This is a genomic window from Nonomuraea sp. NPDC048901 (assembly GCF_040649695.1).
GTDB lineage: Bacteria > Actinomycetota > Actinomycetes > Streptosporangiales > Streptosporangiaceae > Nonomuraea.
In genome coordinates this window covers 38,599-51,019 of sequence record NZ_JBEZFW010000023.1, presented here as the reverse complement: position 1 = coordinate 51,019, position 12,421 = coordinate 38,599, and the positions used below count along the sequence as shown (strand labels likewise).

13 protein-coding genes are annotated in these 12,421 nt (G+C 70.3%); 2 read left to right on the top strand and 11 right to left on the bottom strand.

Annotated elements, in window-relative coordinates; translation table 11 throughout:
• Positions 1-7: 7 nt before the first annotated feature.
• Both AB0C30_RS49265 and AB0C30_RS49260 read right to left on the bottom strand, forming a co-directional pair.
• Positions 8-1,903 carry a nitrate- and nitrite sensing domain-containing protein gene (locus AB0C30_RS49265; RefSeq protein ID WP_357957471.1) on the bottom strand — a complete coding sequence of 632 codons (1,896 nt, stop codon included), beginning with the start codon at positions 1,901-1,903 and terminating at the stop codon, positions 8-10.
• A gap of 115 nt (positions 1,904-2,018) precedes the next feature.
• Entirely contained in the window at positions 2,019-2,501 is a 483-nt protein-coding gene (locus AB0C30_RS49260) for a hypothetical protein (RefSeq protein WP_357957470.1), read from the bottom strand.
• 106 nt (positions 2,502-2,607) lie between these two features.
• Between AB0C30_RS49260 and AB0C30_RS49255 the strand changes: the two genes are divergently transcribed.
• Entirely contained in the window at positions 2,608-3,135 is a 528-nt protein-coding gene (locus AB0C30_RS49255; RefSeq protein WP_357957468.1) for a DUF6886 family protein, read from the top strand.
• On the opposite strand, the gene AB0C30_RS49250 is transcribed toward AB0C30_RS49255, so the two are convergent.
• The 3 genes from AB0C30_RS49250 to AB0C30_RS49240 form a co-directional block, all read right to left on the bottom strand.
• On the bottom strand, positions 3,101-4,072 hold the full coding sequence (locus AB0C30_RS49250; RefSeq protein ID WP_357957466.1) for a 2-dehydropantoate 2-reductase N-terminal domain-containing protein: 972 nt from the start codon (positions 4,070-4,072) through the stop codon (positions 3,101-3,103). The two genes, AB0C30_RS49255 and AB0C30_RS49250, sit on opposite strands and share 35 nt — an antisense overlap.
• Before the next feature lie 19 nt (positions 4,073-4,091).
• The gene (locus tag AB0C30_RS49245) at positions 4,092-4,814 is read right to left on the bottom strand and encodes a glycosyltransferase family 2 protein (RefSeq protein ID WP_357957465.1); all 723 of its coding nucleotides are present in this window, start codon (positions 4,812-4,814) and stop codon (positions 4,092-4,094) included.
• A gap of 121 nt (positions 4,815-4,935) precedes the next feature.
• The gene (locus AB0C30_RS49240) at positions 4,936-5,400 is read right to left on the bottom strand and encodes a DUF2000 domain-containing protein (RefSeq protein ID WP_357957463.1); all 465 of its coding nucleotides are present in this window, start codon (positions 5,398-5,400) and stop codon (positions 4,936-4,938) included.
• Positions 5,401-5,513: 113 nt separating this feature from the next.
• Here AB0C30_RS49240 and AB0C30_RS49235 point away from each other — a divergent pair, with 113 nt between their 5' ends.
• The gene (locus AB0C30_RS49235) at positions 5,514-6,005 is read left to right on the top strand and encodes an Lrp/AsnC family transcriptional regulator (protein WP_225300123.1); all 492 of its coding nucleotides are present in this window, start codon (positions 5,514-5,516) and stop codon (positions 6,003-6,005) included.
• 296 nt (positions 6,006-6,301) lie between these two features.
• On the opposite strand, the gene lysS is transcribed toward AB0C30_RS49235, so the two are convergent.
• Genes lysS through AB0C30_RS49205 form a run of 6 tightly spaced genes read right to left on the bottom strand, consistent with a single transcriptional unit; the run spans position 6,302 to position 12,316 of the window.
• A complete protein-coding gene (gene lysS / locus AB0C30_RS49230; RefSeq protein WP_357957461.1) occupies positions 6,302-7,924 on the bottom strand; it encodes a lysine--tRNA ligase in 1,623 nt (540 codons plus the stop codon).
• A gap of 49 nt (positions 7,925-7,973) precedes the next feature.
• Complete coding sequence (locus AB0C30_RS49225) at positions 7,974-8,600, bottom strand: VOC family protein (protein WP_357957459.1); 627 nt, start codon at positions 8,598-8,600, stop codon at positions 7,974-7,976.
• Complete coding sequence (locus AB0C30_RS49220) at positions 8,597-9,172, bottom strand: alkylhydroperoxidase domain protein (RefSeq protein ID WP_357957457.1); 576 nt, start codon at positions 9,170-9,172, stop codon at positions 8,597-8,599. Before AB0C30_RS49220 ends, AB0C30_RS49225 begins: the two co-directional genes overlap by 4 nt.
• Positions 9,169-9,765, bottom strand: a complete 597-nt coding sequence (locus AB0C30_RS49215) for a CMD domain protein (protein WP_357957455.1) — start codon at positions 9,763-9,765, stop codon at positions 9,169-9,171. The genes AB0C30_RS49220 and AB0C30_RS49215 overlap by 4 nt, the downstream gene beginning before the upstream one ends.
• Positions 9,762-10,745, bottom strand: a complete 984-nt coding sequence (locus AB0C30_RS49210; protein WP_357957454.1) for a putative FMN-dependent luciferase-like monooxygenase — start codon at positions 10,743-10,745, stop codon at positions 9,762-9,764. Before AB0C30_RS49210 ends, AB0C30_RS49215 begins: the two co-directional genes overlap by 4 nt.
• Complete coding sequence (locus AB0C30_RS49205; protein ID WP_357957452.1) at positions 10,742-12,316, bottom strand: ABC transporter ATP-binding protein; 1,575 nt, start codon at positions 12,314-12,316, stop codon at positions 10,742-10,744. Before AB0C30_RS49205 ends, AB0C30_RS49210 begins: the two co-directional genes overlap by 4 nt.
• Between the last annotated feature and the right edge of the window lie 105 nt (positions 12,317-12,421).

Sequence of the window (12,421 nt, the reverse complement as noted above, 5' to 3'; positions counted from 1 at the left end):
AGGGTCCTCAGGCGGGTACCGGCTGGTCGGCCAGCAGGTCGGCGGGGAGGCTGACGAGAGCGGTGAGCCCCCCGTACGGCGAGACGTCGAGCGTGACCTTGATCCCGTTCCTGGCCGCCAGCCTGGCCACCACGAACAGCCCCAGCTGGTCACTCTGCGCCAGGTCGAACTCCGGCATCTCGGCCAGCCGCGTGTTGAGCTCGTCGAGCTCGACCCTGGTCAGGCCGAGACCGCGGTCCTCGACCTCGACGGTCACTCCATGCGGGGTGATCGTGGTCCGCAGGTCCACCCGGGTCTGCGGCGGCGAGAAGAGCGTGGCGTTCTCGATCAGCTCGGCCATCAGGTGGGCGACGTCGGTGACCGCCGAGCCGACCAGGGAGACGGGCGGCGGCTGCAGCACCTCGACCCGCGGATACTCCTCGACCTCGGCCACGGCCGCGCGCAGCACGTCGTGGATCGGCACCGGGTTGCGCCAGCCCCGGCCGGGCGCCTGGTCGGACAGGATGATGAGGCTCTCCGCGTGCCTGCGCATACGGGTCGTGAGGTGGTCGAGCTTGAACAGGTCGCCGAGCGTCTCGGGCTCCTCCGCCCCGCGTTCCATGCTGTCGAGCTGCAGCAACTGGCGGTGGAGCAGCGTCTGGTTGCGCCGGGCCAGGTTGACGAAGACCTGGCTGACGCCGTGACGCAGCCTGGCCTGGCTCAGCGCCGCTGTCACGGCCGTGGCCTGCACGTTGTTGAACGCCTGCACGATGTCCAGCACCTCGCTGGTGTCGGTCTTCACCTCCAGCGGCGGCAGCTCGTCGGGCGTCGGCGCGCCGACGTTCGTACGCAGCCGCTTGACCAGCGCCACCAGGCGTACCTCAGCCAGCTCGGTGGCGGCGTCGCGGAGCCCGGCGAGCTCGCGTACCAGGCGGCCACGGAAGCGGAGCGACAGCAGGATGGAGGCGAGGACCGCGAGCAGGCCGACACCGCCCGCAACGCCGATCTTGATCAGCACGTTGACGGCAGCGGGCGTGACGCGCTGCGTGATCTCCCGTACGGCCTGGCGTTGGTTGCGATCGACGGCCATCCACAGGTTGCTGGCGTCGACGGGCCAGGTGGCCGCCGTGGCGGGCAGGCCGTTCGTGGTGGCCTGGCCCATGATGGCGTCCTCCGCGCGCATGAACTCGCGGTAGGCGGGCGAGGAGACCAGCTGCTCGTACGGCCCGCGCAGCTCGGAGTCGAGGTGGGACAGCGCCTGGGTGTAGAGCAGGCGCCTGGTGGCGACCATGCCGGTGAACTCACGGCGCTCAAGGGTGGTCGCCTTGCCCCTGTCCAGGACTACGGCGATGATCGCCCGCTCTCTCGACAGCAGGTCCTTGGCCTCGCCCAGCATGGTGACGGCGCGGGCCTGCCGGTAGAGCGTCATGTCCGGCATGAGGATCATCGCGTCGTACATGCGGAAGGAGGCGTCGGCGATCTGGCTGTAGCCGTCGATCACGTCGAGCGGGGCGGGGTTTCCGCCATCGACCTGGCGGCGGATCGCGGGTAGCGCGTCGAGCCGGTCGTACAGGGCTCTGAGCTGCACGGCCATCCCGGACGAGATGGCCTGCTGGTCGCCTGCCAGCTTGCGGAAGTCCGCGACGGCCTTGTCCGTCCGGGCGCGTTGCCTGGCCAGCTGGGTGGTGCCGCGCTTGGTCGTCAGGAACTCGACGGAGGCCAGCCGCTCGTTCTGGAGCTCGACGTTGATCTGCTCGGACGGGTCGGCCAGGTTCGTCACCAGATCGTTGATCTCCAGCAGGCGCAGGCCGTCGCCGCCGGTCAGTGTCGCCGCGAAGGCCCACAGGCCGACCAACGACGTGAGCGGGACGATCAGCAGGATGAGGAGCTTGATGGCGATGGGACGGCCACGCGTGGGGGGCATGCGACCTCCGGAGGCATGATGAGATCGCCTCGCAGAGTACACCCCCTTTTACCGGGATTTCTGGCGACGGCTCGGCGCGAGGGCCCTGACGCCCCCGCGCCTGCCGCGCTCAGGGCTACCGCCGCCTGGTGTTCTCGGCGCCACCGGCCACGAGCCGGTCGGTCGACTCGGACTCGTTCACAGGCTCGGCCCGGCGTGCGTGCTCAGGCGCGCGCACCTGCTCGGGGACGCGCAGGTTCTGCGTCTCGCGCATGTCCGGCTCACGCGCGTGCTCAGGCTCGCGCGTGGCGGCGTGCTCGTGCTGCAGCTTCCGCTCCAGCTCGCGCTTCTCCTCTTCGAGCCGGGCCACCCGGCTGGAGGCCTCGGCGCTCGCCACGCGCTTCTGGCGGCGACGCTTGGCCGACCGGCGGGAACCGGAGCTGATCATCGCGATGCCCAGCAGCAGCACGGCCGTGGTCACGGCACCGGCGATGAACATGCCGAACGAATTGAATTCGAACGTGTAGCCGAACAGAATGTACCTGGAGGTCTCCTCGGCGGCCACCAAGGCGATGGCGCCACCGGCGAGCAGGACCAGGAGTAGACCCAGCAAGATCATTTCAGCTCACTCCCTGTCGTCAGAGCGAGTCTCTACTGCCCCGGCTCGGGCGGACTATGCCCCGCGATCGCCGATCCGGCCGGGGTTCCCGGTCATCATGGAGATCATGAGACCTGAGCCCGGCCAAGTGCTGCACTTCTCCGAGGACCCGACGATCGAGCTGTTCGTGCCGCACGTGGCGCCGACCTCCGCCCTGCGCGAGCCGTACGTCTGGGCGGTCGGCTACGAGCGCTGTCCCGACTACTGGTTCCCGCGGGCCTGCCCGCGGGCGATGGCCTGGAAAACGGCCGGCACCAGCGAGGCAGACGCCGACCGGATCATCGGCGCGGGCTGCGGCGACCGGGTGCACGCCATCGAGTACGGCTGGCTCAAGGCCCTCATGGACGTCGGCCTTTACGCCTACCGGCTGCCCGCCGGCCCTTTCCGCGCCATCGGCGACGACGGGCACGCGCTCGTGGCCGAGGTGCCGGTGAAGCCGCTCGGCCCGGCTGAGCCGGTGCCGGATCTCTTGGACCTGCACGAGGAGGCCGGGATCCAGCTGCGCGTGCTGGACAACCTCTGGCCGTTCTGGAACGAGGTGACGGCCAGCACGCTGGGCTTCAGCGGGATACGGCTGCGGAACGCTCGTCGATGAGCGCGGCCAGTTCGGCGGCCGACATCGAGCCGGGCGGCAGCTTCTCGCGCGCGTGGCGGTTGGCCTCGCGCTGGAGCACCTCGTTGGCCGGGGTCGGGATCCCGTACTCGCGGCCGAGCAGCACGATCTCGCCGTTGAGGTAGTCGGCCTCGATCGAGCCGCTGGACCTGGCCAGGCTCTGCCAGGAGGATCCCCCGCCGCGTTCGATGCCCTCGATCGGCCGGTTGTCCACCTTGTTGCCGCGGACCTCCGCCTGCTCGCTCGGCGTGGCGTAGGGGATGCCCGCCTCCTCCAGCACGGCCATGCCCTCGGCCCTGGCCTGCTCGGTCAGCGCCTCGCCGCCGGAACCGCTCCGGCAGACCGCGTCGACGGCGTTGTTCAGGTTGCCGAGCAACTTGGCGTACTTCCAGCGCATGACGTCTGGTGCGTCGAGCCCGTACATGCCGCTCTTGTTGAGGTCGGTGACGAGCTGCCGGGAGATTTCATCCACACCCTGTGGATAACGTCCGACATGCAGCATGCCCGAGTACGGGTGGCCGAAGGCCGCGACCGTTCCGGGCTCCAGGTGTGAGGCGGGCAGCCACACGCACATGCCGTAAACCTTCTCGAACCTCCGCAGGACGGTCCGCTCGTTGTCGACGCCGTTCTGGGCGCACACCACCGGCAGGTGCCTGGGCCACGGGTCGAGCGCGCTGATCGTGTCCTGCGACTTGGTCGCCACGATCAGCACGTCGTCGTCGCGCGTCGGCACAGGGCCGTCGGCCACGGGCACGTCCAGGGTCTCGGTGGAGTCGGGCGTGATCAGGCGCAGCCCGCCGCTCTTCAGCGCCTCATAGTGGGCGCCGCGCGCGACCAGCACGACCTCGTGCCCGCCCTGGAACAACCGTGCCCCGATAGTGCCGCCAACTGCTCCTGCTCCGATGACTATGTAGCGCATCGTCCGAGAATGGCACCGTTCACTCGGCGAGCGCCACCTGGGCGTGCGGAGCCATCGCCCCTCTGGTGCGCTCCCGGAGGATCGTCTTGAGTACGCGCCAGCCATCGCGTACGGCGTGCAGGTTGCTCTCGCCGTGGATGCGGGAGTGCTCGTGGCTGGGCACCTCGCTGATGCGGAGTCCGGCCTGGGCGGCTCGGACGTTCATCAGCGTCTCGATCTCGAAACCGTCGCAGTCCAGTGCCATCGCGTCCAGGTGGTGGGCCCAGAACGCGTTGTAGCCGTAGCACAGGTCCGTGTAGTGGGTGCCGTACAGCAGGTTCGTCAGGCCCGTGAGGACCTTGTTGCCGAGCGAGCGCAGCGGGCTGATGTCGTCGGAGCCACCGCCAGGGGCGTACCTGGAGCCCTTGGCGAAATCGGCGCCTTGAACCAGGGCGCTGACGAAGGAGAAAATCTCTCCACCGTCGGTCGACCCATCGGCGTCGATCATGACGATGATGTCGCCACGTGCCGCCGCGAATCCCTCAATGAGGGCGTTGCCCTTGCCGCGTCCCGACTGCGCCACCACGCGCAGGTCGGGCCGGAGCCGCCGGGCCACGGCTACCGTGTTGTCGGTCGAGTTGCCGTCGACGAGGACTACTTCGTCGATCCAGGTGGGCAGCGTCGCGAAGACGTGAGGGAGATTGCCTGCCTCGTTCATCGCAGGAACGACTACAGTGACGCTCACGGCGAAGGGCTTGTTCATGCCCCGAAGGTGCGCTGGCCCGCATGCAAGCCGCTTGACAGCTTCTTGCATCGATTGCGGTTATATGTATATGTCCGCTTATATAGTCCCGGGTTTCAGCCCAACTGAGGCAGCCGGATATTTAGCGGAGCAAAGGAAGCCGCCCGGTGTGGCGCTCCACCGCGGCGCGCGGGCCGAGCAGGCTGACCGCGTAATAGGGCGGGTCCTCGGTGCGAGCGAGCTCGGCCAGGTAGTCGTCGTAGACGTTCGTCCGCTGGGCGATGGCCGCCATGTCGGTGACGACCAGGTCGGGCTCGGCGGCGGCGTCGGCCCGCACCCGGCTGACGATCGCGGCGGGCGCGGCCAGCACCGTGCAGCCGATCCACGGCAGTCCGGCATGCGCGTGGCCGCCGGCGTCGGTGCCGCCCGGGCCGAGGATCGCGGGCACCGTACGGCCCACGGAGGCGGCGAGGCAGGCGGCGGCGTTCGCCTGGAGGCCGCGGGGCAGGTCGCGGTCCATCACCATCACCCACTTCACCGGGAGCTCCCGGGTGGGCAGGTCGCTACGGTGGTCGAGGCGGTCGATCCAGTCGGCGAGCACGGTCATCCATCTCTCCTTCTCCGAACTTATGAGGGGAGATTGCACTTTTCGCTGCTGGATCGACAAGTCGGGGTGGCGGATTCCGAAGAAAGTTCGGAGATTCGTGGCAGGATGCGGGCGTGGACGAACTTGATACGGCCATCGTCGTCGAGTTGCAGCGCGACGGCCGCCAGACCAACCGCGAGCTCGCCGAGCGGATCGGCATCGCGCCCTCGACCTGCCTCGAACGGGTGCGGTCGCTGCGCGGCAACGGGGTGATCGAAGGCTTCCACGCCGAGGTCAACCTGGCCGCCATCGGCCGTCCGGTGCAGGCGCTCATCCACGTACGGCTGCACCCCAAGATTCGAGAGTCGGTCGAGGGGTTCCGCGACTACGTGGCCACGCTGCCCGAGACACTGGCGATCTTCGTGGTGTCGGGCGGCGACGACTTCATCATCCAAGTGGCCGTGCGCGACACGGGCCACCTGCGTGACTTCGTGCTCGACCACGTCTCACGGCACCGCAACATCGCCGACGTGCGTACGTCGCTGGTCTACGACCACATCCGCAAGACCTCGGTCGAGGTCCTGCCGCCTGAACGCCCCAGCCCACCCCGAACCGGCCGCAAGTGACCGTCCGATGGGCCACTGTCTGACGGCGTCCGCCAGGCGGCGACCGCACGACGGCGACCGTCTGATGGCGACTGTGCGACCGCGTCGGTCAGGCGGCGGGCTCCACGTGGACGACGGCCTCCGCGGCCCTGGCGAGGATCTCGTCGACCGTCTCGGCGGGCGTCAGGGGCCAGCACGACCACATGTAGCGGACGGCTCCGGATCAGCCCGGCCAACAGCTCCAGGTCCGCGCCAAGCACCACGGAAGTAGAGATCGGTCGCGGCGGCGGCGAGCCGGTAACGCGGGCGGAGCCGGCTCAAGCGCCGACCAGCTTCCGGACCTGGTCGGCGCCGACGGCCAGGAGGAGGGTGGGGAGGCGTGGGCCGGTGTCGCGGTTGACCAGGAGCCGGTACAGCAGGGCGAAGAAGGCTCGCTGCGCCGTCTTCAGCTCGGGCGTGGCCTTGGCGTCGGGCGCCAGCCCGGCTCGTACCTTCGGCACGCCGTAGACCAGCGTGGTCAGCCCGTCGAGCGACCAGTGTTCGTCGAGCCCGTCGACCAGCAGCCGCAGCGAGTCACGCTCGTCCTCGTCGAGCGCGGCGAGCAACTCGGCGTCGGGTGACTCGCGCACGCGGGTGCGCTGGTCGGTGGGCACCTGGGTGTCGACCCAGCGCTGCGCGCGGTCGAGCCGGGGCCGGGCCTCGTCGAGCGAGGTGAGCTCGCCGTCGACGTCGCGCAGGATCCGTAGCGTCTGGTCGTCGTCGCCCGTGGTGATGTCGACGACGGAGGCCAGCGTCCGGTACGGCACCGGCCGCGGCGTGGCGGTCAGCGGGCCCTCGGCCGTGCGTACGGCCCGCTCGTAGGCGGCCAGCTCGGCGGGTTGGGCCGCGTCGGTGGCGACCTTGCGGCCGAGGCTGTCCCACTCGTCGTAGAGCCGCTGGATCTCCTGGTCGAAGGCGATCTTGAAGGACTGGGAGGGCTTGCGCCGCGCGTACAGCCAGCGCAGCACCGGCGCCTCCATGATCTCCAGCGCGTCGGACGGAGTCGGCACGCCACCCTTGGAGCTGCTCATCTTGGCCATGCCGGTGATGCCGACGAAGGCGTACATCGGGCCGATCGGCCGCTCGCCGCCGAACACCTCGCCCACGATCTGCCCGCCGACCACCCAGGCCGAGCCGGGGGAGTGATGGTCGACGCCCGAGGGCTCGAACACCACGCCCTCGTACGCCCACCGCATCGGCCAGTCGACCTTCCACACCAGCTTGCCGCGGTCGTGTTCGGCCAGGCGAACGGTCTCCCCGAACCCGCACTCGCACACGTACGCCAGCTCGGTGCTGTCGTCGTCATAGGCGGTGACCGTCGTGAGATCCCGCTCGCACAGCTCGCAATAGGGCCTGTAGGGGTAGTAATCCACCGCCTCGGTGCGGGCCGTCTCCTTGGTGCGGTAGCGGGCCAGGACCGCGTTGATCCGTTCCCGCTCGCGCATGGCGAGCAGGATCTGCTCGCGGTAGGTGCCGGCGGAGTATTGCTCGGTCTGGCTGATGCCGGTGTAGGTGATGCCGAGGCCGGCCAGCGCCTCGATCATCGGCGCTTTGAAGTGCTCGGCCCAGTTCGCGTACGGGCTGCCCGGCGGGGCGGGCACCGAGGTCAAGGGCTTGCCGATGTGGTCGGCCCAGGACGGGTCGATGCCCGCGGGCACCCTGCGGAAGCGGTCGTAGTCGTCCCACGACAGCAGGTGCACGCAGTCGAGGCCGCGGCGGCGGATCTCGTCGGCGACCAGGTGCGGAGTCGTGACCTCCCGCAGGTTACCCAGGTGGATCGGCCCGGACGGGCTCAATCCGGAGGCGCAGACGATCGGTTTCCCCGGGGCACGACGCTCCGCCTCGGAGATCACCTCATCCGCGAACCTGGAGACCCAGTCGGTCTCCGTAGTGTCAGCCATCGCGCCATTCTTGCGGCTAGCCCGCGATCAAGCCAACGAAATGGGCGGTTCAGGCCAAGGTCACCTGGCCGAGAGGGGTGTCCAGCACCGCCCGCAACGCGATCTCCGGGCCCTCGGCGATGTCCAGCTCGACGCCCAGCGCGGTCAGGTCGCGGCGGAGCGCGGAGGGCTCCGGGTGTACGGCGCTGAAGGCCGCCAGGCCCAGCCGGGGCAGTCCCGACGCCGCGGGATGGGTGGTGCCGCCCCAGTCGATGAGGAACGGCACCGGCCTGACCGGCGCGGAATCGTCCCGCCTGGTGAGCCGCCACTCCAGCAGGGTGCCGTCGGGGGTGCGCCGGGACAGCGGCTCGACGTCGCCGGGGTCGTAGCCGTGCTCGCGGGCCTGCCGTACGGACTTGTCGAGGTCGGTCGGGTGTACGGCCCAGGTGATGAGCCGTGGCTCGGACAGGGTCTCCAGGTCGAAGACGGAGCGCTGGAGGCCGTCCTCGGCCTCCGGGTCTGGCCCGATGATCTCCAGGTAGGAGGTATCGCCGAAGGAGACCAGGTAGTTGGCGGTGCCGCCGGGGTGACGGCCTCCGGCCGCCGGGGTGACTCCGGTGCGCGCGGCGAAGTCGGCGACGCCGAGCAGGAGGTCGGGTACGGCGTAGACGAGGTGGTCGAGGTGCGGATCGGTCACTGGTCTGCCTTCCGGTCGCTGGTGGGCTCTCCTAGCGAGAGCATGAGCCGGTTCGCCCAGTTGAAGAAGGCCGCCGCGTGAATCGTGTCGCTGATCGCCAGATCGTCCAGCCCGGCCGCGCGTAGCGCCTCGATGTGCTCGGCGCCGAACTCGGACGGCGTGGCCGCCAGCGCCACCGAGGCGTCGATGACGGCCCGCCACCGCCCGTCCTGCGGCGCCGCCACGCCCTCGTCGAGCAGCCGTCGTACGTCGTCGGGCCGTTTGGAGTAGTGCGCCGCGAACCGCGCGTGCACAGAGGCGCAGAAGACGCACCCGTTGCGGCGCGAGGTGGCGGTGGCGGCCAGCTCGCGCTCCGGGCGCGGCAGGCCGCCCTTGGTGTTGTAGAAGATGTCGTTGTCGGTCTTGGTCCGTGCGTGCAGGATCTCCGGGTCGCGGGCGAGCAGCCTGAAGTACGGGGATGCGGCCCGGGACGCGTCTACCAGGGCCTCTCGGTGGGCCTCGGTCAGCTCGTGTTCGGCCAGCGGCGCCAGCCACGGCTTCCAGCCCAGTTGGTCGGTGGTGAAGCCGGTCATGCGGTGGTCTCCTTCTGGGCGGCGCCGAGCAGCCGCAGGCCCGCGACCACCCGGATCTGGAAGCTGAGGAAGGCCACGAGCTGCGAGAGCGTCACGATGGCCGCGTCGCTCCAGCCCGCGTCCGCGAGCGCCCGCAGGTCCTTGGGGTCGGCCTCGCGCGGGCGGAACACCAGCAGGTGCGCGTGCTCGAAGGCGGCGGCGAGCCGCGCCCCGAGCGCTTCGGGCTGCCGGGCCCGGTAGCGCAGCCCTTCGTCGCTCTCGGCGGCGAGCGGTCCGTCGGCGGGGTAGGCGCCGTAGGGGCCGGTCGTACTCCCGGCCTCGATCTCCAGCCGGACCGCGCCGAGCAGTTCGGGAGCCAGCTCGGCGAGCCGGTCGGCGTAGAAGCGGGCGGTACGGGGATCGCTGTGCAGGCCCGTCACGAAGGCCGCCACCGCGTCCCGCTCGACCAGCGAGACCGCGCCGGGCACGTCAGGGGTGAGCAGCGCGTCGAAGCCGCGCTGGGCGTGCTCGCGGGCGTCCGGCCGCCGGTCACGCAGGCGATCGAGCGGGGAGTCCGGCTCGATCCCCACCAGGTGGTCGATCACGTCGATCATGTGGTGCTCAATTCCGTGGTGTTCGGGGCCCAGCCGAACGCGGGGGCGACCTCGGTCGCCAGCAGTTCGATGGAGCGGAGGATCAGCGGGTGCGGTGGGTCGACCGAGTGCACCTGCAGGACCAGGTCGGTGACCCGGTCGAGCGTGGGATCGGCCTTGAGGCTGTCGATGACGTCCTGCGGGGTCCCCACGTGCACGTCGAAGGCGGTGATGCGGTCGCGGGAGGTCTCGAAGGGCAGCCGGGCGCGGCTCAGCCCGCGTTCGGCGTACCGCAGCGCCTCGGCCCGGCTGTCGGCCACGAACGCGGTCCGCGACGCCACGATCCGGGGCGCGGTGCCCGCCGGCAGGTTCTCGTAGTAGGCGTCCACGATGGGCCGCTGGATCTCCGCCAGCGTCGCCTCGGGATGCTCCTCAGGGCGTGGCTGGGTACGCGACAGCATCAGCCCGTTGCCCGCCCGCCCCGCCCTGGCGCCGCCGCTCACCGAGAACGTCGCCTCCCAGACGGCGTCGAGCAGGCGCGGCGCCGCGGGATAGAGCCGGTTGCCGCCGCCGAGGTCGCGGCCCGACCAGGCGTCGACGAGCACCGCCAGATGCTCGGCGTAGACGGCCGCCCGCCGCGCGCTCTCCTTCCCGAACGCGGTGAACGACGACGGCGTGCCGCCGCTGCCGACGCCCACTTCGAGCCGGCCGCCGGTCAGCAGATCGAGTACGGCGGTGTCCTCGGCAACGCGTACCGGATGTTCGAGCGGCAGCGTGATGATGCCGGTGCCGAGCCTGATCCGGCTGGTACGCGCGGCGACGTGCGCGAGGAAGACCAGCGGCGCGGGCAGCCCGCCCTCCGCGCCGTCGAAGTGGTGCTGCGCCACCCACGCCGTGTCGAACCCGAAGGACTCCGCGTGCCCGATCTGCTCGGCGGCCAGCCGGTAGCGCTCGTCAGCGGGCACCTCGTCGAGCAGTCGGCTGAAGAATCCCAGCCTCATCGCACCGGCTCCGGGATCGCGGCCAGGAGTTCGCGGGTGTAGTCGTGCTGTGGGTCGGTGAAGACCCGTTGTGTGGTTCCGAATTCCACTATGCGTCCCTTGTTCATGACGGAAACGGTGTGTGAGATCTGGCGCACCACCGCGAGGTCGTGCGAGATGAACAGATAAGTCAGCCCCAGGTCACGCTGGAGCTCTTCGAGCAGGTCCAGGATCTGCGCCTGTACGGTCACGTCGAGCGCGGAGACCGCCTCGTCGAGCACCACGACCCCCGGATCGACGGCCAGCGCGCGGGCGATGGCCACGCGCTGCCGCTGGCCGCCGGACAGCTCACGTGGCCTGCGGTCGAGCAGGCTCTCGGGGAGCGCCACACGTTCCATCAGATCACGCACCCTGCGGCGGCGGGCGGCGCGGTCCCCGAGCCGGAAGTTGCGCAGCGGCTCCTCCACGATCGCGGCGATGGACTGCCGGGGGTCGAGCGAGCCATAGGGGTTCTGGTAGACGAGCTGCACGTGGCGCCGGAAGTCGCGCCCCGCTCTCCCCCCGACGACCGTTCCCGCTCCGGCGATCGTGACGGTGCCGGAGGTGGGCTCGGCGAAGCGTACGACCATGCGGGCCGTGGTCGTCTTGCCCGATCCGGACTCGCCCACGAGAGCGTGCGTGGTGCCGGGGCGTACCTCGAAGGACACCCCGTCGACAGCGCGGAACGGACGTCTCCCGACGCGGAACTCCTTGACCAGGTCGCGGACCACGATCGCGGGCTCCTCGTCAGTGGCCTCCGCTACCGCGCGGAACTCGCGCACGGACAGCGCGGGCGCGTCGCGCAGCAGCTGCCCGGTGTAGGCGGCCTGCGGAACTGACAGGACCTGGCTCGACGGGCCCTGCTCCTCGATCCGGCCGTCCTTCATGACGATCAGGCGGTCCGAGCGGTTCGCGGCGATGCCCAAGTCGTGGGTGACCAGCAGCACCGCCGTACCGAACTCGGCGCGCAGGTCGTCGATGAGATCCAGGATGCGCCGCTGCACCGTGACGTCCAGTGCGCTCGTCGGCTCGTCGGCGATGACGAGCCGCGGTTCCAGGGCGATGGCGATGGCGATGAGGACCCGCTGACGCATCCCGCCGGACAGCTCGTGCGGGTATTGGCGGGCGCGCGTCTCTGGGTCCGGCAGGCCGACGCGGGTGAGCAGGTCCACGACGCGGCGGGAGATCGTACGACGGTCGCCGCGTTTGTGGATGCGCAGGACCTCGCCGATCTGGGCGCCGACGGTCTTGACCGGGTTCAGGGAGTTGGACGGGTCCTGCGGGATCAGGCCGATCTGGGCGCCCCTGATCGATTCCATCCGGCGGGTGGACCAGGTGGCCAGGTCGGAGTCGCCGAGCAAGATCTGGCCGCTGTCGAGGGTGGCGTTAGGGGGCAGCAGGCCGATGATCGAGTGGGCGGTGGTCGTCTTGCCGGAGCCGGACTCGCCGACCACCGCGACCACCTCGCCGGGCTCGACCGTGAAGGAGATCCCCTGGACCGCCGGCCGGGCGTCGTAGGAGACCGCGAGGTCGCGTACGTCCAGGAGGCTCATTGGTTGGGGCCTCCAATCGACCAGCTCATGTCGTGTTCCTTCCGATCGACCCGCTCATTGCGCGGGCCTTCCGAGCGACCAGTTCATTGCGTGGGCCTTCCGATC